The 24,079-nt window shown below is 55.3% G+C and carries 22 protein-coding genes; 10 read left to right on the forward strand and 12 right to left on the reverse strand.

Translation table 11 applies throughout. The features are described from left to right. Position 1 precedes the first annotated feature (1 nt). Positions 2 to 1,330, forward strand: a complete 1,329-nt coding sequence (gene purB, locus DSL70_RS11260; RefSeq protein WP_119308037.1) for an adenylosuccinate lyase — start codon at positions 2 to 4, stop codon at positions 1,328 to 1,330. Positions 1,331 to 1,362: 32 nt separating this feature from the next. Continuing rightward, positions 1,363 to 1,917 carry an RBBP9/YdeN family alpha/beta hydrolase gene (locus DSL70_RS11265; protein WP_119308038.1) on the forward strand — a complete coding sequence of 185 codons (555 nt, stop codon included), beginning with the start codon at positions 1,363 to 1,365 and terminating at the stop codon, positions 1,915 to 1,917. 118 nt (positions 1,918 to 2,035) lie between these two features. Here the strand turns inward: DSL70_RS11265 and DSL70_RS11270 are convergent, their stop codons facing one another. The 3 genes from DSL70_RS11270 to DSL70_RS11280 all read right to left on the reverse strand — a co-directional run bounded on the left by DSL70_RS11270 (position 2,036) and on the right by DSL70_RS11280 (position 3,846). Beyond that, positions 2,036 to 2,257: a hypothetical protein gene (locus DSL70_RS11270; protein WP_119308039.1), complete on the reverse strand. Its 222-nt coding sequence runs from the start codon at positions 2,255 to 2,257 to the stop codon at positions 2,036 to 2,038. 236 nt (positions 2,258 to 2,493) lie between these two features. Next, a complete protein-coding gene (locus tag DSL70_RS11275) occupies positions 2,494 to 3,279 on the reverse strand; it encodes an HpcH/HpaI aldolase family protein (RefSeq protein WP_119308040.1) in 786 nt (261 codons plus the stop codon). A gap of 243 nt (positions 3,280 to 3,522) precedes the next feature. Then, on the reverse strand, positions 3,523 to 3,846 hold the full coding sequence (locus DSL70_RS11280; protein ID WP_119308041.1) for a DUF1476 domain-containing protein: 324 nt from the start codon (positions 3,844 to 3,846) through the stop codon (positions 3,523 to 3,525). 618 nt (positions 3,847 to 4,464) lie between these two features. Between DSL70_RS11280 and purC the strand changes: the two genes are divergently transcribed. From purC to grxD, 7 genes are all read left to right on the forward strand, one after another. Then, positions 4,465 to 5,232, forward strand: a complete 768-nt coding sequence (gene purC / locus DSL70_RS11285) for a phosphoribosylaminoimidazolesuccinocarboxamide synthase (RefSeq protein WP_119308042.1) — start codon at positions 4,465 to 4,467, stop codon at positions 5,230 to 5,232. 95 nt (positions 5,233 to 5,327) lie between these two features. Next, the gene (purS, locus tag DSL70_RS11290; protein ID WP_119308354.1) at positions 5,328 to 5,567 is read left to right on the forward strand and encodes a phosphoribosylformylglycinamidine synthase subunit PurS; all 240 of its coding nucleotides are present in this window, start codon (positions 5,328 to 5,330) and stop codon (positions 5,565 to 5,567) included. Between the two features lie 80 nt (positions 5,568 to 5,647). Further along, a complete protein-coding gene (locus DSL70_RS22430; protein ID WP_205563234.1) occupies positions 5,648 to 5,911 on the forward strand; it encodes a phosphoribosylformylglycinamidine synthase-associated small membrane protein in 264 nt (87 codons plus the stop codon). A gap of 44 nt (positions 5,912 to 5,955) precedes the next feature. Further along, positions 5,956 to 6,645, forward strand: a complete 690-nt coding sequence (gene purQ, locus DSL70_RS11300) for a phosphoribosylformylglycinamidine synthase subunit PurQ (RefSeq protein ID WP_119308043.1) — start codon at positions 5,956 to 5,958, stop codon at positions 6,643 to 6,645. Beyond that, positions 6,642 to 8,840, forward strand: a complete 2,199-nt coding sequence (purL, locus tag DSL70_RS11305) for a phosphoribosylformylglycinamidine synthase subunit PurL (RefSeq protein ID WP_119308044.1) — start codon at positions 6,642 to 6,644, stop codon at positions 8,838 to 8,840. The genes purQ and purL overlap by 4 nt, the downstream gene beginning before the upstream one ends. 212 nt (positions 8,841 to 9,052) lie before the next feature. Beyond that, entirely contained in the window at positions 9,053 to 9,286 is a 234-nt protein-coding gene (locus tag DSL70_RS11310; RefSeq protein WP_119308356.1) for a BolA family protein, read from the forward strand. A gap of 88 nt (positions 9,287 to 9,374) precedes the next feature. Continuing rightward, complete coding sequence (grxD, locus tag DSL70_RS11315) at positions 9,375 to 9,698, forward strand: Grx4 family monothiol glutaredoxin (RefSeq protein WP_119308045.1); 324 nt, start codon at positions 9,375 to 9,377, stop codon at positions 9,696 to 9,698. A gap of 292 nt (positions 9,699 to 9,990) precedes the next feature. Here the strand turns inward: grxD and ttcA are convergent, their stop codons facing one another. The 4 genes from ttcA to DSL70_RS11335 all read right to left on the reverse strand — a co-directional run bounded on the left by ttcA (position 9,991) and on the right by DSL70_RS11335 (position 13,587). After that, the gene (gene ttcA, locus DSL70_RS11320) at positions 9,991 to 10,926 is read right to left on the reverse strand and encodes a tRNA 2-thiocytidine(32) synthetase TtcA (protein WP_425359360.1); all 936 of its coding nucleotides are present in this window, start codon (positions 10,924 to 10,926) and stop codon (positions 9,991 to 9,993) included. 198 nt (positions 10,927 to 11,124) lie between these two features. Next, a complete protein-coding gene (rpsD, locus tag DSL70_RS11325) occupies positions 11,125 to 11,742 on the reverse strand; it encodes a 30S ribosomal protein S4 (protein ID WP_119308047.1) in 618 nt (205 codons plus the stop codon). 216 nt (positions 11,743 to 11,958) lie between these two features. Continuing rightward, entirely contained in the window at positions 11,959 to 12,807 is an 849-nt protein-coding gene (gene murI, locus DSL70_RS11330; RefSeq protein WP_119308048.1) for a glutamate racemase, read from the reverse strand. Between the two features lie 42 nt (positions 12,808 to 12,849). Beyond that, positions 12,850 to 13,587 (reverse strand): RNA methyltransferase, encoded by a 738-nt coding sequence (locus tag DSL70_RS11335; protein WP_119308049.1) that lies wholly within the window; start codon positions 13,585 to 13,587, stop codon positions 12,850 to 12,852. A 160-nt stretch (positions 13,588 to 13,747) separates the two neighbouring features. Between DSL70_RS11335 and DSL70_RS11340 the strand changes: the two genes are divergently transcribed. Next, positions 13,748 to 13,996: a hypothetical protein gene (locus DSL70_RS11340; RefSeq protein ID WP_119308050.1), complete on the forward strand. Its 249-nt coding sequence runs from the start codon at positions 13,748 to 13,750 to the stop codon at positions 13,994 to 13,996. Between the two features lie 388 nt (positions 13,997 to 14,384). Here DSL70_RS11340 and alaS read toward each other — a convergent pair whose 3' ends face one another. The 5 genes from alaS to DSL70_RS22240 all read right to left on the reverse strand — a co-directional run bounded on the left by alaS (position 14,385) and on the right by DSL70_RS22240 (position 23,995). Next, entirely contained in the window at positions 14,385 to 17,039 is a 2,655-nt protein-coding gene (alaS, locus tag DSL70_RS11345; RefSeq protein ID WP_119308051.1) for an alanine--tRNA ligase, read from the reverse strand. Positions 17,040 to 17,489: 450 nt separating this feature from the next. Then, positions 17,490 to 18,566, reverse strand: coding sequence for a recombinase RecA (gene recA / locus DSL70_RS11350; RefSeq protein WP_119308357.1), 1,077 nt, complete (start codon positions 18,564 to 18,566; stop codon positions 17,490 to 17,492). Positions 18,567 to 18,653: 87 nt separating this feature from the next. Further along, positions 18,654 to 18,953, reverse strand: coding sequence for a hypothetical protein (locus DSL70_RS11355; RefSeq protein ID WP_162916599.1), 300 nt, complete (start codon positions 18,951 to 18,953; stop codon positions 18,654 to 18,656). Between the two features lie 30 nt (positions 18,954 to 18,983). Continuing rightward, positions 18,984 to 23,159, reverse strand: coding sequence for a VWA domain-containing protein (locus tag DSL70_RS11360; protein ID WP_119308053.1), 4,176 nt, complete (start codon positions 23,157 to 23,159; stop codon positions 18,984 to 18,986). A gap of 254 nt (positions 23,160 to 23,413) precedes the next feature. Next, on the reverse strand, positions 23,414 to 23,995 hold the full coding sequence (locus tag DSL70_RS22240) for a hypothetical protein (RefSeq protein WP_162916603.1): 582 nt from the start codon (positions 23,993 to 23,995) through the stop codon (positions 23,414 to 23,416). Between the last annotated feature and the right edge of the window lie 84 nt (positions 23,996 to 24,079).

Raw genomic sequence — 24,079 nt, forward strand, 5'->3', positions numbered from 1 at the left:
CATGATCCCTCGTTATTCCCGCACCGAGATGACCTCCATCTGGTCTCCGGAAACCAAGTTCCGAATCTGGTTCGAAATTGAAGCCCACGCCTGCGACGCGCTGGCCAAACTGGGCGTCATTCCGGAAAGCGCCGCCAAGACCATCTGGGAAAAAGGCGGTTCGGCCACCTTCGATATAGACCGCATCGATGAGATCGAACGCGAAACCAAGCATGACGTCATCGCCTTCCTCACCCATCTGGCCGAGTTCATCGGACCGGACTCCCGCTTCGTGCATCAGGGCATGACCTCCTCGGACGTTCTGGACACCTGCTTCAACGTCCAGCTGACCCGCGCAACCGACCTGCTGCTGGCCGACATCGACGCCCTGCTGGCCGCCCTCAAGCGCCGCGCCATGGAGCACAAGAACACCGTCTGCATTGGTCGCTCCCACGGCATCCACGCCGAGCCGGTCACCTTTGGTCTGAAGATGGCTGAAGCCTATGCCGAGTTCGATCGCTGCAAGGCCCGCCTCATCGCAGCCCGCAACGAGATTTCCACCTGCGCCATTTCCGGCGCGGTTGGCACCTTTGCCAACATCGACCCGAGCGTTGAAGAGCATGTGGCCGAAGCCATGGGCCTGAAGCCGGAGCCGGTCTCCACCCAGGTCATCCCGCGTGACCGTCACGCCATGTTCTTTGCAACCCTTGGCGTTGTCGCGTCTTCCGTCGAGCGCGTTGCAACCGAGATCCGCCACCTGCAGCGCACCGAAGTTCTGGAAGCTGAGGAATTCTTCTCCAAGGGCCAGAAAGGCTCTTCGGCCATGCCGCACAAGCGCAACCCGGTTCTGACCGAAAACCTCACCGGCCTGTCGCGCATCGTCCGCTCGGCCGTGACCCCGGCGCTGGAAAACGTCGCCCTGTGGCACGAGCGCGATATCTCCCACTCCTCCGTCGAGCGGATGATTGGCCCGGATGCCACTGTCACCCTCGACTTCGCTCTGGTCCGCCTGACCAGCGTCATCGACAAGCTGCTGGTCTATCCGGAACGCATGGTCGGCAACATGGATCGCCTTGGCGGTCTCGTCCATTCCCAGCGCATCCTGCTGGCTCTGACACAGGCAGGTTCCTCTCGCGAGGACGCCTATCGCCTCGTTCAGCGCAACGCCATGAAGGTCTGGGAAAGCTACCACCATGCAGGCAATGCAGAGGTCGATTTCCTCACCGAGCTCTTGAATGACGCCGATGTGCGCCAATATCTGTCAGAAGATGAAATCAAGAGCCGCTTCGATCTGGGCTATCACACCAAGAATGTGGATGTGATCTTCAAGCGTGTCTTCGGCGAAAGCTGAACCGGTCGCAAGCGCGAAAGAGAGGCAGATAAATGAAGGCGTCTGAAGCAGACATTTTCATTATTCCCGGGCTGGACAACTCCGGCCCGGACCATTGGCAATCGCGCTGGGAAGACAAGATCCGGTCTGCCCGCCGTATCGAGCAACTGGACTGGGCAAACCCGCAGATGGAAAGCTGGGTGAGCAAGATCATTGCCGATGTGGAACAGGCGACGCGGCCAGCGGTGCTCGTCGCCCATTCCCTTGGGGTGGTCGCAACGGTCAAGGCGGCAGCAGCCATTGCCCCGGGTATCGTCCGGGGTGCCTTTCTGGTGGGCATGCCGAATGTCGAGAGCGATGATCATGTCCCCGGACATATCCGCCATTTTGCGCCGATCCCGGAAGAGCAATTGCCCTTCCCGTCGATTCTCGTGGCGTCCCGCAGCGACCCCTATTGTGCCTTTGAAACCGCCGAGCATTTCGGTCGGAAATGGGGCTCTACCTTTGTTGATGCCGGTGACACCGGCCACATCAACGAGAAAAGCGGACAGGGCCCGTGGCCGGAAGGCCTGATGACCTTCGCCAATTTCATGACCAAGCTGTCCTAGGCGAACCGGGACGAGCGGGCTCAAAGCGACACAAGAAATGAACAAGGGCCTGACATTGTCAGGCCCTTTCTGCTGGTCCCCACTCTTGAAATCTTCCGCGAGCTGATCCTCATGCGGATCATGCCGTGGCAGTTGGTCCCTTCGAAGAGATCATCGCGTCCACCCTTTTGGCAACGAGCCAAGACACCGGCAAAGCCACAACAACCCCGGCCCCCACGAACGCCAGCAGCAGCCCCACATTGATGGAGAGCGTTCCGGACATGGTCAATGGTACGAGCGCAAAGATCCCCGCAAGTGTCGGTGCAATGACGATAAAGAACAGAGCCACAAGCTTGAGCATTTTCATCCCCCCCGATGATAACTGGCCAACAATGCTGCAACGGCTCCCTTGTTTCCCGGCCGCCACATTGGTCGAAACCCGTGTTCAGGATGAATTCAAATTTCCATATGTTCGATGATATGGATCAATAAAGCAGCATATATTTTGCCTAATTCTAAACTACATGCATCGAAGAGCCTGCACCGGTTGCGCAGACCCTCCTGTCTTCATCCAAAGGGGCGGAGGAAAACCCCGGCCTAGCCCTTGAGATCAGCCGCCACTTGCTGCATGCCCGCCGCCAGATAGCCGCTGTCACTGCCCACGGCAATCAGGTTGAAGCCGAACCCGGCATAGCGCTTGGCATAGTCCACGCTGAAGGCATAGATCCCCGAGAATTTGCCCGCCTCGGCCGCCTTGTCAGCAATGAGCTTGTAGGCCTTGTTCGACATCTCGCAATCCATGTCGACCCGCTCGCCCTTCATCAGCGTCAGGGACAGATCTGCCGGACCGACAAACACACCATCAAGCCCTTCGACCGCCAGAATGTCGTCAAGATTGGCCAGCGCCCGCTCGGTTTCCACCATGGCAAAGACGAGGCAGGCACCATTGGCCTTGGCGGCATAATTGGCTGCGTCCGTTCCGTATAGGGAGCAGGCACCGAACGGCCCAAAGCTGCGCTCGCCGACCGGGGTGTATTTGGCTGCATTGACCAGAGCCTGTGCCTCGGCAGCAGTGTTGATCATCGGTGCCACGATGCCCTGCACCCCGAAATCCAGTGCCCGCGAGACGAAGGCAAAGTCACCCACCGGAATACGCAGCAGCGGCGCCTTGCCTGCGTGATGAATGGCTGCGGTCATTGCTTGAGCCGCAGCAAAATCCATATGACCATGCTGGGCATCGATCAGAACGGCATCAAACGGGCCGCTGGCCACGGCACGAGCAACCAGCACATCGGCAAAAAGGCTCCAGGCGCTGTAAAGGGGTTGGCCCTCGGCCTTGGCGCGGGCAAGCTCATGAGAAAAGGTGGTAAACGGCTCGGTCATTTGGCTCTCCGGTATAAACTGATAAAATACAGATGGTTAGCGCATCAAATCCAATCAATAGCTCATACGCCGTGCTGAAGCGACGCGCAACCAAACCAATGGAGAGTAGCAGAATTTGTCACAGCCCGCCGAGGACTGCCAAAAGCCTATTGGATGAGCCGGACATACGTCAGGAGGCCATAGGAGATCGAAATCCCCGGAAAGAAAGACAAGAAGGAACCGGACGGGCTCACCGTCGCGGGGTCATGCACCCGCAGCAACCTCTTCCAGAGCCATCGACATGAAGCGGCTCAGTTTCTGCCGGATGCGGTGCTCGGAATAGCTCAGGTCGATGGCACGGAAGTCTTGGCTGATCTTCTCGACGACATCATCATCGTCGGTGCGTTTCAGACTGTGCCGGATCATGTCCGAGGCATATTGCTCGGCGTCATCGCCCGAAATGCCCAGCTTGCTTGCCGCCCAGTGGCCAATCAACTTGTTGCGTCGAACAATGGCCTTGAACTGCAACTCCTGCTCATGTGCAAATTTGGCTTCATAGCCAGCTTCCCGATTGTCAAACGTGGTCATGGTACCCCTCCCAAAAGTGCCTTGCCGAATGAACAAATTTACAAAAACCGATCAATTTTCTGACAATTGGAACACGCCCTCAAAACACCCCTCACCGCCTCGTCCCGGCGAAGGCAAATACGCATCAAACCTTAGGTATATTCTACCATAGTTTCTACCAATTACAAAGAAGAGCTGACCGGAAATCCACCCGTCCACCGCTGTGACCCACCCTCCTTTGGACGCATTTGGTTTGCTGCCAACCGGCGACTGATGCCACGAAGTCAGCACTTGACAAAGAATAAGCGAAGAACGACAAAAATCTGCCTCCGAAGCCGTTTCAAAGATTGTGTAACTGGCAGGAATTCGCTATTCAGCGGCCAACGGATTGCACTTGGCAGACTGCATGGCTGGTAAATCTTCGGAGGATGGACCAGACCGTCAGCAAATAGGCTATAGTGCAACAGCAAATGGCCTGATTCTCATTGCGCACAGTGCCGCCTCCGGCAGGGGCACAGCACCTTGGAACCACGCGCCGGACGAAGTCCAATTCAAAAGCCTCGCGCAGAACAGCAATTTCTGTCAGGCTTTGCCCCCTGAAAACCGCCCCTTTGGGCAGAACTGAATGGTAATACGCTCATGAATCGTCGTCGCAGGATCTACGAAGGAAAGGCCAAAATTCTTTATGAAGGCCCGGAACCAGGAACCCTTGTTTGCCATTTCAAGGACGATGCCACCGCTTTCAACGCCAAGAAGCACGAAATCATCGACGGCAAGGGCGTGCTGAACAACCGCATCTCCGAGTTCATTTTCACGGCCCTCAACGACCTTGGCATTCAGACGCATTTCATCAAACGCCTCAACATGCGCGAGCAGCTGATCAAGGAAGTGGAAATCATCCCGCTTGAGGTCATCGTGCGCAACGTGGCCGCCGGTTCCATCGCCAAGCGTCTCGGCATCGAGGAAGGCACCCAGCTGCCGCGCTCCGTCATCGAGTTCTGCTACAAGATGGACAGCCTCGACGACCCGATGGTTTCCGAAGAACATATCACCGCATTCGGTTGGGCCTCCCCGCAGGAAATCGATGACATCATGGCTCTCGCCATCCGTATCAACGACTTCCTCTGCGGCATGTTCCGCGCCGTTGGCATCCGCCTCGTCGACTTCAAGATCGAATGCGGCCGCTATTTCGAGGGCGACACCATGCGGGTCATCCTGGCTGACGAGATCTCTCCAGACTCCTGCCGTCTCTGGGACATCAACACCAACGACAAGATGGACAAGGACCGCTTCCGCCGCGACATGGGTGGCATGATCGAAGCCTATCAGGAAGTCGCAAAGCGCCTCGGCATCATGATCGAGACCACACCCGAACGTAAGGGCCCCGGCCCGGTTCTGGTCAAATAACACCTATGACAAGGCAGGGCGATGTGTCCTGCCTTTTCCATTGTCTCTTCCCGGCAGGCATGCGCAAGGGCCGGAAAAACAAGGATAGCATGAAGATGAAAGCACGCGTCACCGTCACACTGAAAACTGGCGTTCTGGATCCTCAGGGCAAGGCCATCGAAGGCGCTCTTGGTGCACTGGGATTTGACGGCATCGGCTCTGTTCGTCAGGGCAAGGTGATCGACATTGAACTCAACGACGCCGACAAGACCGCTGCAGAAGCCAAACTGGCCGACATGTGCGAGAAGCTGCTGGCCAACACTGTCATCGAGAACTATCACATCGACATTCTCTGACGGAGATTGCACGGAGCACCCCGCCCGAAACCACACGCTTCGGGTCCACTGGGGATCACATGATGGGAGAGAGAGGTTTCATGGCTGAGAACAACGGACAGATGGCAGCAAACGCCCCCCACCAGCCCGCTTCTTCAAATGCCCCCGAGACCAACACCTCCCCGGCGCCAGACAGTTCAATGTCAGACACTCTGATGTCAGACACCCCGATGTCGGGCAGCCAGACACCCTATGATCACCGGCAGGAAACCGCAAAGGCAATCCGCTTCATGGTGATCAAGGCTGCGGTCTTCATTCTGATCCCGGTGATAGCCTCCGTACTGGCAATCCTCATCCTCTTGTAACAGGACGCCGCTAGGCCTCCCCATTTCGTCAAGGAGCAGGACTTATGAAAACTGCGATCCTCGTATTCCCCGGAACCAACCGTGAGCATGACATGGCCGCTGCCGTGCGCTCCGTTTCCGGCAAGGACCCGATGATGGTCTGGCATGCCGAGACCGAAATCCCTCAAGCCGATCTGATCATTCTGCCCGGCGGCTTTTCCTACGGCGACTATCTGCGCTCCGGCGCCATTGCCGCCCGTTCGCCGATCGTTGCCGACCTTCTGGAAAAGGCCAAGCAGGGCGTGCGCATTCTCGGCGTTTGCAACGGCTTCCAGATCCTAACGGAAACCGGCATCCTGCCCGGCGCCCTGATGCGCAATGCTGGCCTCACCTTCATCTGCAAGGAAACCAAGCTGCGCATCGAGCGGGACGACACGATCTTCACCTCTTCCTACAAGAAGGGTCAGGTGATGCGTTGCCCGGTTGCCCATCATGACGGCAACTTCTTTGCCGATGACGACACCCTGAAAATGCTGGAAGACGATGGTCGCGTCCTGTTCCGTTACTGCGATGCAGCCGGACAAGCAACGCCGGAAGCCAACATCAACGGCTCGCGCAACAACATCGCCGGCATCATGAATGCCCGTGGCACCATCCTTGGCATGATGCCGCATCCTGAAAACCTCATTGAAGACCTGCACGGTGGCCTTGACGGTCGCGGCCTGTTTGAAAGCCTGTTGGAGAAAGTGGCATGAGCAAGAACGAACCACAGATCACGCCGGAACTGATCGCCGCTCATGGCCTGAAACCTGAAGAATATAACCATATTCTCGAACTGATCGGCCGTGAGCCGACCTTCACCGAATTTGGCATCTTCTCGGCCATGTGGAACGAGCACTGTTCCTACAAGTCGTCCAAGAAATGGCTGCGCACCCTGCCGACCAAGGGTCCCCGCGTGCTGCAGGGCCCCGGCGAAAACGCTGGCGTGGTTGACATCGATGATGGCCAGGCCGTTGTCTTCAAGATGGAAAGCCACAACCATCCCTCCTACATCGAACCCTATCAGGGCGCTGCAACCGGCGTTGGCGGCATCCTGCGTGACGTCTTCACCATGGGTGCCCGCCCGATCGCTGCCATGAACTCCCTGCGCTTCGGTGTGCCTGAACATGAGCGCACCCGCCACGTGGTTTCCGGCGTTGTCGCCGGTGTTGGCGGCTATGGCAACAGCTTCGGCGTGCCAACCGTTGGCGGCGAGGTGAACTTCCACGCCTCCTACAATGGCAACTGCCTCGTCAACGCCTTCGCAGCCGGCCTTGCCGACAGCGACAAGATCTTCCTCTCGGAAGCCAAGGGCGTCGGCATGCCGGTCGTCTATCTCGGTGCCAAGACCGGTCGTGATGGCGTCGGCGGTGCCACCATGGCCTCTGCCGAATTCGACGATGACAGCGAAGAGAAGCGTCCTACCGTTCAGGTTGGCGACCCGTTCAGCGAAAAGCGTCTGATGGAAGCCACCCTCGAACTGATGAAAACCGGCGCCGTGATCGCCATTCAGGACATGGGCGCTGCGGGCCTTACCTGCTCGGCCGTTGAAATGGGCGCCAAGGGCAACCTCGGTATCGATCTGGACCTCGACAAGGTGCCAAATCGTGAAGAGAACATGACCCCTTACGAAATGATGCTGTCCGAATCCCAGGAACGCATGCTGATGGTGCTGCATCCTGAGAAGCGCGAAGCAGCCGAAGCCGTGTTCCGCAAGTGGGAGCTGGACTTTGCCGAATGCGGCATGACCACCGACACCCTCCGGTTCCGCATCTTCCATCAGGGCGAAATGGTTGCCGACCTGCCGATCAAGGAACTGGGCGACGAAGCGCCGGAGTATGATCGTCCATGGGTCGAAACGCCGAAGGCTGCCAAGCTGGACAATGCCACCGTCGAAGCGCCGAAGGACCTTCTGGAAAGCCTCGTGGCGATGGTCGGTTGCAAGAACCTCAGCTCCCGCCGCTGGGTCTGGGAACAGTATGACACCATGATTCAGGGCAACACCAAGCAGCGCCCGGGTGGCGATGCCGGTGTGATCCGCGTTGATGGCGGCACCAAGGGTCTCGCCTTCACGGTTGACGTGACCCCGCGCTACTGCAAGGCTGATCCGTTCGAAGGGGGTAAGCAGGCCGTCGCCGAGGCATGGCGCAACCTCAACGCCGTTGGCGCCGAGCCATTGGCCACCACCGACAACCTCAACTTCGGCAACCCGGAAAAGCCGGAAATCATGGGCCAGTTCGTTGGCTGCATCAAGGGCGTGGGCGCAGCCTGTGAAGCCCTCGACATGCCGATCGTCTCGGGCAACGTTTCGCTTTACAACGAAACCTCCGGCGAAGCCATTCTGCCAACCCCGGCCATCGGTGCCGTCGGCCTGCTGCCGGACGTCATGGTCTCCGTTGGCAACGGCTTTGTCGCTGAAGGCGATGCTATCCTGCTGGTTGGCGGTCATGGCTCGGAGATGGGCCAGAGCAGCTACCTCAGCGAACTCTGCGGTCGCGAGGAAGGGGCTCCTCCTCCGGTTGACCTCGCAGTCGAGAAAAAGCACGGCACCTTCGTCCGCGAAGCCATCCGCGCCGGTGAGATCAACGCCGCCCATGACATTTCCGATGGTGGCCTCGGTGTTGCTGTCGCTGAAATGGCAATCCGTACCGGTCTGGGCTGCACCATTGAACTGCCTTCCAAGGATACCCACATTGCTTTCTATGCAGAAGATCAGGCTCGTTACCTGATCACCTGTGACAAGGACGGGGTGGAAGCCCTGATCGCCAAGGCGAAAGCTGCAGGCGTTCCTCTGGAGCAGATTGGCTCGGTTGCTGGAGAAAAGCTGACAGTTGCCGGACAGGGCTCTGTCGACGTGTCCAAGCTGGCCACCGCCCATGAAAGCTGGTTCCCTGCTTACATGGCTCAATAAAGGCTGGAGATGGTCAGGTGCGCAAAGTTTAGACTGGTGATTGTCCGAATTTTCAACTTGACCAACCCCCTCCTGAAAGAGGACGCTTGGACGACGGATCTTCCCGCCATCACCTAAAAAGGCGGGATGAACCAAAGAATTGCCTGAAGCGGAAATACGAACAATTGCGTATTTCCGACTTCTCTGACAATATGTTCCTCGAGGAGACCAGCATGCCAATGGACGCACGCGAAATCGAAACCCTGATCAGAGAGTCATTGCCGGATGCCAAGGTTGTCATCCGCGACCTTGCAGGAGATGGCGATCATTTCGCCGCTGAAGTCGTCTCAGAGAGCTTCAGGGGTAAGTCTCGCGTCCAGCAGCATCAGCTGGTTTATGAAGCCCTGAAAGGCAACATGGGCGGAGCTTTGCATGCTCTGGCGTTGCAGACGTCTGTGCCCGACTAGGCGCAACAAGGCTTCTGGCCCTCAGCACCGCCACTGACCGACCCACGCGTCAGGGCTGTGTAAACAGCAAAGTTTGAAGGACGGACATATGAGCGATATCCAGGCCTGGATTGACAATGAGGTCAAATCCAACGAAATCGTGCTTTTCATGAAAGGCACGCCCACCTTCCCGCAGTGCGGCTTTTCCGGTCAGGTCGTCCAGATTCTGGACTATCTAGACGTGCCATACAAAGGCGTCAACGTGCTGGAAAATGACGATCTGCGTCAGGGCATCAAGGACTATTCCAACTGGCCGACGATCCCTCAGCTTTATGTGAAGGGCGAATTCGTCGGCGGCTGCGACATCATCCGCGAAATGTTCCAGAATCAGGAATTGCAGGAACTGCTCGGCTCTTCCAAGACCGTAGCCTGATATTTTTGATCAGGACCCCTCAACATTCGAACATTCAGGAATATTGAGTCTTAAGAATCGCTTGGCGACAGTCTTTGAGACGTTGATTCAAGAAAACCCGGGTGCAGGCATCCGGGTTTTGCTTTTTCAACTTTTCATTGCAAGCAGAAGCGCTTCAAGGCGTTTGTTGCCAAAGTGAATCAATTGAGCCTAGCGCGCGTTCCGTTAAGTTGGCCTCGATTTAGCGAAAAGAATTCGCACCCAAACAAATAGACAGAGCAAGTCAAGTGAATGCAAATGAACGCGACGAGCTCTAGTCTTCGTGCATCTGCAGAAAACTGCTCGACAGGGCGGAAACGGCCGCACAGCCTTCTGCATCGTCGCTGTCATCCCCAGCCCGGTCATCCTCCAGCGACAAGCCCTGAAAATCAAACAGCTTGGTGTCCAGCATGTGGGACGGGCGGATATTCGACAGCGCCCGGAACATCACCTGAGTGCGCCCCTTGTGCTGAGCCTCGAAGCCCTGCAGCATGGCCTTCACTTCCTGACGCTGTAGCCCGTCTTGCGAGCCACACAGGTCGCACGGAATGATCGGGAACTGCATCAGCTCGGCAAACTTGGCCAGATCCTTTTCCTCGCAATAGGCCAGCGGGCGGAACAGCATCAGGTCGCCTTCCTCATTCTTCAGCTTGGGTGGCATGGTAGCCAGACGACCACCATGCAGCAGGTTGAGGAAGAAAGTCTCCAGAATGTCGTCGCGATGATGACCCAGAATGACCGCGTCACAGCCATGCTCCCGCGCGATGCGATAGAGGTTGCCGCGTCTGAGACGCGAGCAGAGAGAACAATAGGTGTTCCCCGCCGGGATCTTGTCCTTGACGATGGAATAGGTGTCCTGCCGTTCGATATGATGAGGAATGTCATGCTGCTCGAAGAAGCGTGGCAGCACATCGGACGGGAACCCCGGCTGCGCCTGATCAAGGTTGCAGGCAAGCAGCTCGACATCAAGCAGCCCGCGCCATTTCAGATCCAGCAGGATGGCCAAAAGCCCGTAAGAGTCCTTGCCGCCAGAAAGACAGACAAGCCACTTCTGCCCCTTGGTCTGCATGTTGTAATCTTCAATGGCCGCCCGCACATTGCGCAGCAGCCGCTTGCGCAGCTTCTTGAAGGACACAGAGCTCGGCGCATCCCGGAACATCGGATGACAGAGATCATCCTCTTCCGGGAGGGCGGCTGGCCCGGCAGCGATCTGGTCTTCAGGGATGGACGTGGCGATGTCGCTCATGGTGATGCTTCCCGGTGAACAGTTTGCCTTGCCTTAGCAAATGCCAGGGCAAGGCTCAACAACGCATTGGACCCTTTCCGAAAAGAAAAGGCCACGGCGCCTTAAACGACAAAAGGCTGCCACTGGGGCAGCCTTCTGAAAAAGACGGACAATCCGTTTCCCTTAACGGGAATAGAATTCGACCACCAGGTTCGGTTCCATGACAACAGGATACGGCACGTCGGCCAGCTGTGGCATGGCTTTGAAGGTAACAACCATCTTGTTGTGATCAGCTTCGATGTAATCAGGAACATCGCGCTCAGCCATCTGGGAAGCTTCCAGAATGATGGCGAGCTGCTTGGAACGATCACGCACTTCAATCACGTCACCAACCTTGCAGCGGTAGGACGGGATGTTGACGCGCTGGCCATTGACCTTGAGGTGACCATGGCTGACAAACTGACGAGCAGCGAACACGGTCGGAACAAGCTTGGCGCGGTATACGATGGCATCCAGACGGGATTCCAGCAGACCGATCAGGTTTTCCGAAGTATCGCCTTTCAGACGGTTTGCTTCCTTGTAGATGCGCAGGAACTGCTTCTCGGAGATGTTGCCGTAGTAGCCCTTGAGCTTCTGCTTGGCGCGCAGCTGCAGACCGAAGTCAGACAGCTTGCCCTTGCGGCGCTGACCGTGCTGGCCCGGACCATATTCACGACGGTTGACCGGGGACTTCGGACGGCCCCAGATGTTTTCGCCGAGACGGCGGTCAATTTTGTATTTCTGAGAATGGCGCTTAGTCATTCGCGTGTTTTCCTTGTTTTCGTTTTTAAGAAAACGCGCCCCTCCTGGGATCTTGGGCCAAAGCCGGATCCGACAGAAGACCATGGTTGCGCTCCTTGGTCTTCACGGGTGCGTCAAAAATCAAAGGGGGCCAACAACAGGCCCCGCAGAGATTGGATGGTGTTTAGAGCCTTTGCCCCGGCAAGTCAAATCGAATCCGCAGAATTTGGCGCAGAATCATGAATTTGGTCCACAACTCGACGCCGGATCGGCTTTTTCCTCAATCAGAGCCTGCCAGGCCCGGCTCAACCGCAGCGCTTCGCCCCCCGTTGCCATGAAGCGAATGCGTCCCCTCGCCTCGACCTGCGCCGGAGTGGCACCCGCCAGACAGTCCTGCCACTCCTGCTCAAGCAGATGCATCACCCGGCGAGCGACTGCATGGGCGGGGTCAATCCACAGCACCGGGCGCGGCGCGACGGCATGCAGCACCGGCATCAGCAGTGGATAGTGGGTACAGCCGAGCACGATGACGTCGACATCATCCCCATACTCGCCTTCAAACACCGCACGCACCTCTTCATATACAGCCGCTTCGTTGCGATCCCCTTCCAGCAGATAGGCTTCCGCCAGCCGAGCCAGCTGATTGCAGGCGACCAGATCAACCACACAGCCCGAGGCATAATCGCGGATCAGATCACGGGTGTAGGAGCGCCGGATGGTGCCCGGCGTAGCGATGACGGCAAAGTGGCCGGTGCGGGTCGCATGGGCCGCAGGCTTGATGGCTGGAACGATGCCAACGATGGGAAAGAAAAAGCGGGCCCGCAATGCCGTCAGCGCCACCGTGGAGGCGGTGTTGCAGGCAATCACCAGCAGATCCGGCATGGTGTCCATGCAAGTGTTCTCGATCAGAGCAATCAACCCCTCGATGAGCTCCTCGTCAGAGAGATCGCCATAGGGAAAGCGCGCGTCATCCGCCAGAAACATGTAATTGGCGAATGGCAGCGTGGCCGTGAGGGCCGACAACACTGAAAGCCCTCCAAAGCCGGAGTCAAAAACCAGAATATTGGGGTCTTTCTTCCTGACCATCTTCGTCACTCACATCGCCTGAGCCGACATCAGACCGAACGACTACTGCCGGGGCCGCTCATGCCGACGCTGAAGCGCAGCAACAACCCCGCGCAAGGTCCGCACTTCCTGCTCGGCCCAATCGCCCTTCTGCAGGATTGTACGCAGATTCTGGACCATGTGCTGGCGCTTTTCCGGCGGGCGGAAAAAGCCCACTTCATCGAGCGCCTCTTCAAAGTGATCAAACAGCCGCACCATGTCTTCCTTGCTGGCCCGCGGCACATCCGGCGTTTCAAACGGCAGAGCAGCCTCGCGGTCACTGCCAGACATCCGCCACTCATAGCAGATGATCAAAACCGCCTGGGCGATATTGAGGGACGAAAAATCCGGGTCGACCGGCAGCGTCAAAATCTCGTTGGACAGCGCAACTTCATCGTTGTTGAGCCCCCAGCGCTCGCGCCCGAACAGGATGCCGACCTTGCCGCCGTTGTTGATGGTCTTGCGCATGATCTGGGCGGCTTCAACCGGGTGACGCACTTCCTTGAGCATGTCGCGCTGGCGTGCTGTCGTCGCATAGACAAAATCCAGATCGGCAACGGCTTCCTCGACGCTTTCGAAATTCAGGGTCTTGGCGATCACATGGTCGGCGCGGGAAGAGGCATTGCGCGCCTTCTCACTTGGCCATCCATCACGAGGCCGCACGAGGCGCAGATCAGTAACCCCGAAGTTCGCCATGGCACGCGCTGCCATACCGATATTCTCCCCCAATTGTGGCTCGACGAGAATGATGACCGGATCCATCTCTTCTTCTTTCTTTTATCCGAAAATCACCTGTTCTACCCTGCCGGACAGAGAAGAACAGACAAAGAAAACCAAAAGCTAGTGAAAGCGTGGGGGGAGTAGTGGCGCAAAGTTGGTGCGATTGCAAGGCCTGACGCCCAATTCCCTGTGCTTGAGAAGCATGACAGCCGTCGCACAACGACAAAAGTTGACGCTGACCACCGAACGCAATCCGGATGAGGGCCACTCGTTAAACAGCGCCAACGCTGAAACAGCAATCCTCGGGCATCAGGTCTTCAGCACAATCGAAAACAAGTCCATCAATCAATCGGTTGCGCGTCACGCTCCGTATAGGCTCATTCAATCGATTGTAATGATTAGAAACGATTCAGCTTTTCACATTCAACCTGACGAAAGTGAAACCGAATAATATTGGCAACTTAGATATCGATTAGTAACCAAGATTAAGTGTGGCCACCTAATCAATCAAGGTGGTGGGCAAGCGGGTGATTAGGTGGCCACTGGTCTGAACGACCAATATATTGGTACCGAAAAACAAAACTTCGGTAAATAGACAACACTATACTTTTCCGAGACTATTCACTTAATAATTGTAGATGACTATTCTCATCACCATTTCGAATTAATATGAGGCTGGAAAAAATCAACAATTTCATCAGGCATTTTGTTAGCATCAACTCAGCAAAACCATAAAGCTTAGCTGCCGATCTTTTCTATAAGCAAGCATCACATTGAAATGCCACGCATTTTTACAAATACGTGGCATTCTAAAATCTCAATATGTCATCAAGTCTGTATCAAACAAGCAGGGCCTCAATGGCTGCAATGGCTTCATCAGCCTTTTCACCATCCTTGCCGCCAGCCTGAGCCATATCGGGACGACCGCCGCCGCCACGACCACCCAGAGATTCGGCAGCAACCTTGACCAGTTCCACTGCGTTGAAGCGATCCGTCAGATCGTCGGTCACACCGACCACGACACCAACCTTGTTGTCCTCTGATACAGCAATCATGACGACAACACCGGAACCGATGCTTTCCTTGCCCTGATCGACCATGCCCTTGAGGTCTTTCGGAGAAATGCCCTCTGCGACGCGCGCAAGGAATTTCACACCATTGACTTCCTTGACAGCATCCCCGCCTCCGGCGGAACCGCCCATCGCCAGTTTCCGACGGACATCGGCCAGTTCCTTTTCGAGCTTGCGACGATCAGCAACCAGTGCTTCAAGACGATCCAGCAGATCATTCGGAGCGACCTTCAGAATGCCAGCAGCATTGCGGACGCGCTCGTCCTGCTGGTGCAGATAGCTGCGCGCTTCCTTGCCGGTCAACGCTTCGATACGACGAACACCGGAAGCAACCGCGCTTTCGGAAACCACGGTTACCAGCCCGACATCGCCGGTCCGGTAGACATGCGTACCACCGCAAAGCTCAACGGAATAGGTCTTGCCAGCCTTGTCACCATGGAGCGCCTTGCCCATGGATACCACACGCACCTCATCACCGTATTTCTCGCCGAACAGCGCCATGGCACCGGCTTCGATGGCGTCATCGACAGCCATGATCCGGGTTTCAACCGGGCTGTTCTGCAGAACGATCTCGTTGACCATTTCCTCGATCTTGCCGAGTTCTTCGTCGCTGACCGGCTTCTGATGGGAGAAGTCGAACCGCAGACGCTCCGGCGTCACGAAGGAGCCCTTCTGGGCGACATGATCACCGAGCGTTTCCCGCAAGGCTTCATGCAACAGATGGGTCGCAGAGTGATTGGCGCGAATGGCTGATCGGCGACCGTGATCGACAACCAGTTCCAGAGCATCACCAACCTTGAGGTTGCCTTCAACGAGCTTGCCCATATGGACAAACATGCCATTGTTCTTCTTGACCGTATCGCTGACTTCAAAGCGAATGCCGTTGGCGATCATCACACCCGTGTCACCAACCTGACCACCTGATTCGCCATAGAATGGCGTCTGGTTCAGGATGATACCAGCTTCATCGCCAGTCTTGAGGCTGTCGGCTTCGGCTCCGCCCTTGACCAACGCCACAATCGCCCCTTCGGTGCGTTCACGCTCATAGCCAAGAAAGTCGGTTGCGCCGACCTTTTCGCTGAGGTCGAACCAGATCGCTTCTGTTGCCGCTTCGCCCGAACCGGCCCAGTTGGCTCTGGCTTCCGCCTTCTGACGAGCCATGGCCTTGTCGAACCCGCCAACATCCACTTCGATGCTACGCGCGCGCAGGGCGTCCTGAGTCAAATCGAGCGGGAAGCCATAGGTATCATAAAGCTTGAAGGCCGTATCACCATCAAGGCTGTCTCCCTTGCCCATGCCGTCGGTTGCGTCATCAAGCAACTGAAGACCACGGCTGAGAGTCTTGCCAAAGCGGGATTCTTCCAGCTTGATGGTTTCTGTGATCAGCGTTTCGGCACGGACGAGCTCAGGGAAGGCCTGACCCATTTCGCGCACCAGCGTCGGCACCATCTTGTAGATGATCGGATCCTGCGAACCAAGCAAACGAGCGTGACGCATAGCACGACGCATGATGCGGCGCAGCACATAACCACGCCCATCGGCAGATGGCAACACACCATCGGCAATCAGGAAGCTGGTCGAACGCAGATGATCGGCAATGACGCGATGGCTGGCCTTGGCCGCCCCCTGCTCTTCGACGCCGGTCAAATCCACGCTGTTCTGAATGAGCGAGCGGAATAGGTCGGTTTCGTAGTTGTCATGCGTGCCTTGCAGCACGGCAGCAATTCGCTCGAGCCCCATGCCCGTATCGATCGAAGGCCGAGGCAGATCGATACGCTCATCCTTGGTAATCTGCTCGTATTGCATGAAAACGAGGTTCCAGATCTCGATGAAGCGGTCACCATCTTCCTCAGGGCTGCCCGGAGGTCCACCCCAGATGTGATCGCCATGGTCATAGAAGATTTCCGAGCAAGGACCGCACGGACCGGTCTCGCCCATGGACCAGAAGTTGTCACTGGTCGGAATGCGGATAATCTTGCTATCTGGCAGACCGGCAATTTTCTTCCACAGATCAAACGCTTCGTCATCCTCGTGATAGACGGTGACCAGCAGCTTTTCCTTTGGAAGGCAGAATTCCTTGGTGATGAGGTTCCATGCAAATTCGATGGCATGTTCCTTGAAATAGTCACCGAAAGAGAAGTTGCCGAGCATTTCAAAGAAGGTGTGATGGCGAGCAGTATAGCCGACATTGTCGAGGTCATTGTGCTTACCGCCAGCGCGCACGCATTTCTGCGAAGTCACGGCGCGCCTGTAGTCACGCTGTTCCAGACCAGTGAAGACATTCTTGAACTGCACCATCCCCGCGTTGGTAAACATCAGGGTCGGGTCATTTCGAGGAACGAGAGGACCAGAATCAACGATGGCGTGGCCATGACTGTTGAAGTAATTCAAGAAGGTAGACCGAATTTCATTTACACCGCTCATGACACACCAATTTTTCCTGCCCCCGCGGAGGCTCAGAACCTTTCGTCCATTTCACTTTCTGCCACCTGGAAACAGCGACAGACAATTCTAGTGACCACCATGACACGCAGAAGGCCTCCCCCCGGGAGACCATCAGGACAGAATGATCAAGTCACGCCACTCATCAACACCATGGAGCGCGACCGGGAACACTCGCCGAAAAGGGAAAAATCACGCTCTTCTTTGGCAAATTTTGAACATACTCCCGGCGAGTTTTAGCGAGCATCACCGCACCTGTCTATCACTTTCAAGCAGAAAACCCAGAGCTATCATCAGCTTCTGTCAACAATTGCCCATATATCGCCTGCAACGCCCATCCCATACGCAAAAGGGCCACCCATGGTGACCCTTCAACAAGATTACAGTTGAATGAGTGGTCAGAGCCGGAATTGCTCCTTCCGACCCCTTTCCTCATTCCGCATCATCAGCGTCACCGTCTTCGCTCGAAGCCTGATCGATGAGGTCAGGCTTGAGCCCGGCGCTCTGCCGGATAGCCACTTCGATCTCATCGGCAATTTCCGGATTTTCCTTCAGGAAGGTCTTGGAATTCTCACGCCCTTGACCAAGCCGCTGACTGTCATAGGAGAACCAGGCACCGGACTTCTCGACAACACCAGCCTTGACACCCAAATCGAGCAATTCGCCAAGCTTGGAGATGCCCTCGCCATAGGTGATATCGAATTCGACCTGCTTGAACGGTGCGGCAACCTTGTTCTTGACGACCTTGACGCGCGTCTGGTTGCCAACAATTTCGTCCCGATCCTTGATCGAACCGATGCGACGAATATCCAGACGAACCGACGCATAGAATTTAAGCGCGTTACCACCAGTGGTCGTTTCAGGGCTACCAAACATCACACCGATCTTCATGCGGATCTGGTTGATGAAGATGACCATACAGTTGGTGCGGGAAATGGACCCCGCCAGTTTGCGCATCGCCTGACTCATCAGACGAGCCTGAAGACCGGGAAGAGAATCCCCCATCTCGCCTTCCAGCTCCGCACGCGGCGTCAGCGCCGCAACGGAGTCGACCACCAGAACATCAATGGCACCGGACCGCACCAGCGTATCTGCAATTTCCAGAGCCTGTTCGCCTGCGTCCGGCTGCGAGATCAACAGATTGTCGATATCCACGCCAAGTTTGCGGGCATAGATCGGATCGAGCGCATGCTCGGCGTCCACAAAGGCGCAAATGCCGCCCCGCTTCTGCGACTCAGCAATCACATGCAGCGCCAGTGTTGTTTTACCTGACGATTCCGGACCATAAACCTCGACGATACGGCCTTTCGGCAATCCGCCAATGCCAAGTGCGATATCCAGCCCGAGCGAACCAGTTGGAATGGACTCGATTTCAACCACCTCACGCTGGCCCAGTTTCATCACGGAACCCTTGCCGAATGCGCGATCAATCTGCGACAGGGCGGCTTCCAATGCTTTTGTCTTGTCCATGCTGCTTCCTTCGACCAACCGGAGACTATTTTGTGCCATTTTGGGTTCCATTCTTCATAGCGGACACGCTTGTGCAACTGAGATTAATGTACACTTTTTGTTCCCTCTTTCAAGACAACAATCAACCTACTGATCAAAAAAGTGAAATTGCCACGCGTTCTCACCTTGTTCCTGGGGGAAAACTTCCAGCACATCAAGGGCTTTCAACGAGGCAAGTTCAACCGTCGTCCGGGATTCGATTCGTGGAGAACTGATCGTCTTCCAGGCAGAAGTCAGGGCGGCCCCGACTGCAAGAAGAAGCCGTACAGGCGCAATAGGGAATTTGGATCCATCAGCAAAAATGCCGCCAACAACTCCATGAAGACACGATTTCACAAAGGCATCTGCAGCATCTGCAGTGATCCGGAAAAAGAAGGACATGATCACAGTGAGATCATGTCCTTCTACAGTCCAGTTCTATACGAAACTGAAATCATCGGCACTGATGAGTGCGTGGTCAAAGTTTTTGAGGGTCAGCGAGTTGCCATCAAACTGCAAGACCGTATCGGCGCCAACATCCGTTACCGTAACCTGAGCAAGAGAATTCACTCCCGTTCCGATTTCGAGAAGGTCAACCCCGTTCTGGAAGTCTGCAATGACGTCTGCTTCGCCATGTGTCAGGAAGACAAAGGTATCCACACCGGTACCACCGGTCATGGTGTCGTTACCGCCGCCACCGATCAGCCTATCATTGCCGGCGCCGCCAAGCAGGATGTCATTGCCATTGCCGCCATCTAGCAGGTTATTGCCAGCATTGCCGACAATGCCGTTATTCATGCCATTGCCCGCACCATCGATATTGGCTGTACCCGTCAGGATCAGATTTTCAATATGCTGGCTCTGTTCCCACAAGCGATAGGAAGCGGATGAAAACACACGGTCGGAGCCTCCATTAATCGCTTCGGTAATCGTGTCGCTGGCATTGTCGACATAGTAGGTATCGTTACCAACACCACCAGTCATGTTGTCCGCGCCAGTTCCCCCATCAAGGGTATCGTTGCCGGCGCCGCCAAGCAGGGAGTCATTGCCGTTGCCGCCTTCAAGATAGTTGTTACCGGAATTGCCAACAATGCCGTTGTTCATGCCATTACCCGCACCGTCGATATTGGCTGTGCCTGTCAAGATCAGATTCTCAATATGCTGGCTCTGCTCCCACAAACGATAGGACACTGACGAGAACACTCGATCGGAACCGCTGTTGATCGCTTCTGTGATCGTATCACCGGCATTGTCAACATAGTAGGTATCGTTGCCCGCGCCGCCATTCATGCTGTCGGCACCGGTGCCTCCATCAAGAGTATCGTTCCCTGCCCCACCAAGCAGGGTGTCATTGCCATAGCCGCCTTCAAGATAGTTGTTGCCGGAATTGCCAACAATGCCATTGTTCAGACCATTACCGGAACCATTGATATTAGCCGTCCCCGTAAGGATCAGATTCTCAATATGCTGGCTCTGCTCCCACAAACGATAGGACACTGACGAGAACACACGATCGGAACCGCTGTTGATCGCTTCTGTGATCGTATCACCGGCATTGTCGACATAGTAGGTATCGTTGCCCGCGCCGCCATTCATGCTGTCGGCACCGGTGCCACCGTCAAGGGTATCGTTCCCTGCCCCACCAAGCAGGGTGTCATTGCCGTTGCCACCTTCAAGATAGTTGTTGCCGGAATTGCCAACAATGCCATTGTTCAGACCATTACCGGAACCATTGATATTAGCCGTCCCCGTAAGGATCAGATTCTCGATATTCTGACTCTGCTCCCACAGACGATAGGAGACAGACGAGAGCACGCGGTCCATACCACCATTGAATGCCTCTATGACCTTGTCACCGACGTTATCGACATAGTAGGTGTCGTTGCCGGTGCCACCATTCATGCTATCAGCACCGGCACCACCATTCAGTGTGTCATTGCCAGCACCACCAATCATGGTGTCGTTGCCATAACCGCCATCCAGATTATTGTGACCCGAGTTGCCAACAATTCCGTTATTGAGACCGTTGCCAGCACCATTCAGGTTGGCCGTCCCGGTGAGGATCAGGTTCTCGATATTCTGGCTATGCTCCCACAGGCGATAAGAAACGCCAGCAAACACGCGGTCAGTACCAGCGTTCCATCCCTCAAAGACAGTGTCTTCGCGCAGGTTGACATAATAGGTATCATCGCCTGCGCCCCCTTCCATGCGGTCAATGCCGCGACCACCATCAAGCACATCATTACCAGCACCACCGAACAGCACATCACTGCCATCGCCGCCCAACAGCCGGTCATCACCACCATTGCCATAAAGGGTATCGTCTCCCTCATGGCCAAGCAGCACATCATCGCCCTCATCCGACGGCGCATTGGACAGGGTCACCGATGCCTGAGCCGTCGTTGCAGCTGCGTCGGAAGCAACCATCCGCACAGTCACCACATCGTTGGCGGTCGTCGAAAGCCCCGATACGGTCGCGTTATACTGCAGACCAAACGGCGTCGAGGTAAATGAAGTCGGCAGAATCGTTCTGACCACATGACCATTAACCAGGACCTCAATCCGGGCAACTTCACTCGTCTCAACCGGCGTACCGCTCAGGCCAGCCGTCAGTTCACTCGGCGTCAACACACGTTCGGCAGAACTGTTGTCGATGCCGTCATCCAGCAGGTCAAGCCCGCCTTCAACGTCTGCATTCATGCCAAGCCCCACAGACCGTATCTCGGCATTGAGCCCAGTGGGGTCGAGCAGCGTGGCAACTTCATCTGCAAAAGTCGAGCTGGAAAAATTATTCGCCCCATCGGACAGGAAGAACACACGGTTCTCGCCACTTCCCATCTGTTTCAAAGCCGAGATGGCATACTGCAGGCCCGCCTCGAAGTTGGTTCCGCTCAAATCATTGAGGGACCGCAACGCACCGGAGACATCCCCATAAACCGTAGAATTATAGATGTTATAGGCGTAGTCACTAAAGGAAACAATCGCGAGGTCCGACCCGGAAACACCAGCATCGATAAGAGACTTGGTCATGGCCTCGTAAGACGCGATGGCACCGTCCAGTAGCGTATTGGAAGATCCGTCCCCATTGAGGTCACCAACCGTTTCCGTGCCGACAAAGGAGCTGCTCATCGAACCGGACACGTCAATCACATAAACGATGTTGAAATCCGTGGTCTGCAGGCTTGCCCGGCTGATGTAACCACTGATTTCGATTTCACTGGCGTTGGAAGAACTTGGTAGCGTCGCAGTCAGAGACAATTGCTGTTGCGTGCTGGGCACCGTGACCGTATTGCTGATGGTCTGAGTCTGGAGGCCATCGCCAAACAACTTGTCATTGCCGCTGCCACCGTCAACGACATCATCCCCGCCGTCGCCGCTCAGGGTGTCATCGTCATCGTCCCCCATGATGATGTCATTACCGCCAAGACCGTTGATTTCATCATCAAGCTCGGTACCGGTCAGAATGTCTGCATCATTGGTTCCGTTGATCGGCAGATTGCTCAAACCAACTTCAAACGTTGACAAGCCATCATCATACTGACCCGACGAAATGATATAGGTATGCCCGTCAATCGTGGCGAACGTTGACTGGGCACTCCCGTTCAGGCTGAGGAACGTGTCATCAACCAAAGAATCCGCCAGCGTGAGGGATCCATCGGTCCCGATCTTGTAATAGGAGAGACGGTCATAGCCATAGCCATTGGCCACCAGATAGTGGTCGCCAGCCATCTCGAATGTCTCCAATCCCTCAACATTGGACAGCAGTGTGCTGTCGCTCAGATTGAAGACATTGGTCAATGTGCCAGCGGCATCGACCGAGAAAACGCTCACACCAGCGTCGCCATTGCCACCAACAAAAAGATAGGTCACGCCGCCAATGACAGCGGTCGCCATGTCAGCGGCTCTGTAAAGCTCCAGATCACCTTCGTCGACAAGACTGTCAGTAAGGGCAAGCGTACCGTTGGCATTGAGGCGAAACACATTGACAGCATTCTCATAGTTGCCTGTCACGAACACATAGGACACGCCTCCGATGACGGCACTCTCCACATGTGTTGCGCGATCCAGCCCATAGGCAAGCTCATCAGCGTCAAACACATTGTCCGTATTGGTTAGCGTTCCATCCGTCGCGACGCGGAACACACTGACACCGTCTTCAGCCCCACCTGCAGCGATGAGATAGGTTTGCCCGCCGGCAACAGCAACAGCCATCTTGCCGCCATCATTGGACAGAGCAAGTGTTGCATCATCGACAACCTGATCAACGGCAGTCAAATCCCCATCATCGCCGATCCGGAAAACGGAGATACTCTCGTCATAGAAACTCTGAACAAAGAGATATTGGTCGGTCCCGACAACTGCAGAAGCAAGAGAAGACGCCCCGTTGAGCACGAGCGAACTGTCATCCACAACAGTCTTGATATAGGTAAGCTCCCCATCAGCCCGAAGCTCGAAGATGACAATAGCATCGCTATTGGATCCCGCTGCATAAACATATGTCCGATCCTCGACCTGAACACTATGAACGTCATAAACACCATCAAGCCCAATCGATGGACTTGATATGTTATATCTATTGACCAAATTTTCCCGAATTGTCGAAGACATTGCCATCCCCCTTCAATATAAACCTAAAAAATTGAAATATTACACAAATTCCCGCCAACGCTTATCTTTCGAAGCCCACACAAAAGGCAAACTTTGCCATGAGATCTGCATATGAACACACAGATTAGGGTGTCAACAATTTTGAAACCCATTTTTCTTTCCGTCAAACCGTACAAGTGTATCTGTCTCGCAACAAATACTTCAGACTTGTCAAAACGGCTCTGGCGATTTTCTTTCGCGACCAGATCTCATCCAAATAATCAGCAACACCATTGCCAAAATTCTACAAAACAGCAGCACAACCCACCAAGGCAATCGAGATCTTCTTTAACGTAAACCTGTTGGCAGATTTGCGAATTGAACACCAGCCAATGGGCAAAAATCTTAAATATCGGATAAGTTGTAACATGTCCAAATAGACACAAACAACAAAAATTAATGAAAAATTTACAATTTTTATAAAAATCGATGTAACAGCTTCTGACATTGCCTTTGAAATCGGCCTGAGTGGCCTTCAATTGCGGTTTTCCAACCTCCATGAACCAGAAAGGCAAGAATAACGGTTTGGCTTGTCTGAGCATCTCTCCTGATAGGCAGCCCGAAAAGCCAGCAGCAGATAAGGTGTCTTCTGGAGGCAACAGCGAACCTTTCCATCCGACCAGAAAAGATGAACAATTCCAGTCGACTACCAAAGAAGCCATTCTCGCAAGCAGAAGCATGAGGGGAATGGAAACATTCCATCGCGCGCAGTCGGCACAGGATTCACTTTGTTTGGCGATCCGTGTGAATGACCTGGAACGAATACAGAAAAGCGGTTGAAACGCGGTGTTTTTGTATGCCATAAATCATTTGTTAACCTGGAAATATCCGGAAAACAAAGGTCGTCACGTTAACCAAAGCAACGGACACCAAACTTTTTTAGAATA

It is taken from the genome of Cohaesibacter haloalkalitolerans (assembly GCF_003574655.1).
Lineage (GTDB): Bacteria > Pseudomonadota > Alphaproteobacteria > Rhizobiales > Cohaesibacteraceae > Cohaesibacter > Cohaesibacter haloalkalitolerans.

Excerpts from the sequence above, each read along its gene's own strand:
- DSL70_RS11280 (WP_119308041.1), bottom strand. The coding sequence starts at position 3,846 with ATGACCACGTTTGACAATCGGGAAGCTGGCTATGAAGCCAAATTTGCA.
- grxD (WP_119308045.1), top strand. The coding sequence starts at position 9,375 with ATGAGCGATATCCAGGCCTGGATTGACAATGAGGTCAAATCCAACGAA.
- purB (WP_119308037.1), top strand. The coding sequence starts at position 2 with ATGATCCCTCGTTATTCCCGCACCGAGATGACCTCCATCTGGTCTCCG.
- DSL70_RS11270 (WP_119308039.1), bottom strand. The coding sequence starts at position 2,257 with ATGCTCAAGCTTGTGGCTCTGTTCTTTATCGTCATTGCACCGACACTT.
- DSL70_RS11340 (WP_119308050.1), top strand. The coding sequence starts at position 13,748 with ATGACAGCCGTCGCACAACGACAAAAGTTGACGCTGACCACCGAACGC.
- purL (WP_119308044.1), top strand. The coding sequence starts at position 6,642 with ATGAGCAAGAACGAACCACAGATCACGCCGGAACTGATCGCCGCTCAT.
- recA (WP_119308357.1), bottom strand. The coding sequence starts at position 18,566 with ATGGCACAAAATAGTCTCCGGTTGGTCGAAGGAAGCAGCATGGACAAG.
- murI (WP_119308048.1), bottom strand. The coding sequence starts at position 12,807 with ATGGTCAGGAAGAAAGACCCCAATATTCTGGTTTTTGACTCCGGCTTT.
- DSL70_RS11335 (WP_119308049.1), bottom strand. The coding sequence starts at position 13,587 with ATGGATCCGGTCATCATTCTCGTCGAGCCACAATTGGGGGAGAATATC.
- purC (WP_119308042.1), top strand. The coding sequence starts at position 4,465 with ATGAATCGTCGTCGCAGGATCTACGAAGGAAAGGCCAAAATTCTTTAT.
- DSL70_RS22430 (WP_205563234.1), top strand. The coding sequence starts at position 5,648 with ATGGCTGAGAACAACGGACAGATGGCAGCAAACGCCCCCCACCAGCCC.
- purS (WP_119308354.1), top strand. The coding sequence starts at position 5,328 with ATGAAAGCACGCGTCACCGTCACACTGAAAACTGGCGTTCTGGATCCT.
- rpsD (WP_119308047.1), bottom strand. The coding sequence starts at position 11,742 with ATGACTAAGCGCCATTCTCAGAAATACAAAATTGACCGCCGTCTCGGC.
- purQ (WP_119308043.1), top strand. The coding sequence starts at position 5,956 with ATGAAAACTGCGATCCTCGTATTCCCCGGAACCAACCGTGAGCATGAC.
- DSL70_RS11310 (WP_119308356.1), top strand. The coding sequence starts at position 9,053 with ATGCCAATGGACGCACGCGAAATCGAAACCCTGATCAGAGAGTCATTG.
- DSL70_RS11275 (WP_119308040.1), bottom strand. The coding sequence starts at position 3,279 with ATGACCGAGCCGTTTACCACCTTTTCTCATGAGCTTGCCCGCGCCAAG.
- DSL70_RS11360 (WP_119308053.1), bottom strand. The coding sequence starts at position 23,159 with ATGGCAATGTCTTCGACAATTCGGGAAAATTTGGTCAATAGATATAAC.
- DSL70_RS11265 (WP_119308038.1), top strand. The coding sequence starts at position 1,363 with ATGAAGGCGTCTGAAGCAGACATTTTCATTATTCCCGGGCTGGACAAC.
- alaS (WP_119308051.1), bottom strand. The coding sequence starts at position 17,039 with ATGAGCGGTGTAAATGAAATTCGGTCTACCTTCTTGAATTACTTCAAC.
- DSL70_RS22240 (WP_162916603.1), bottom strand. The coding sequence starts at position 23,995 with ATGGCATACAAAAACACCGCGTTTCAACCGCTTTTCTGTATTCGTTCC.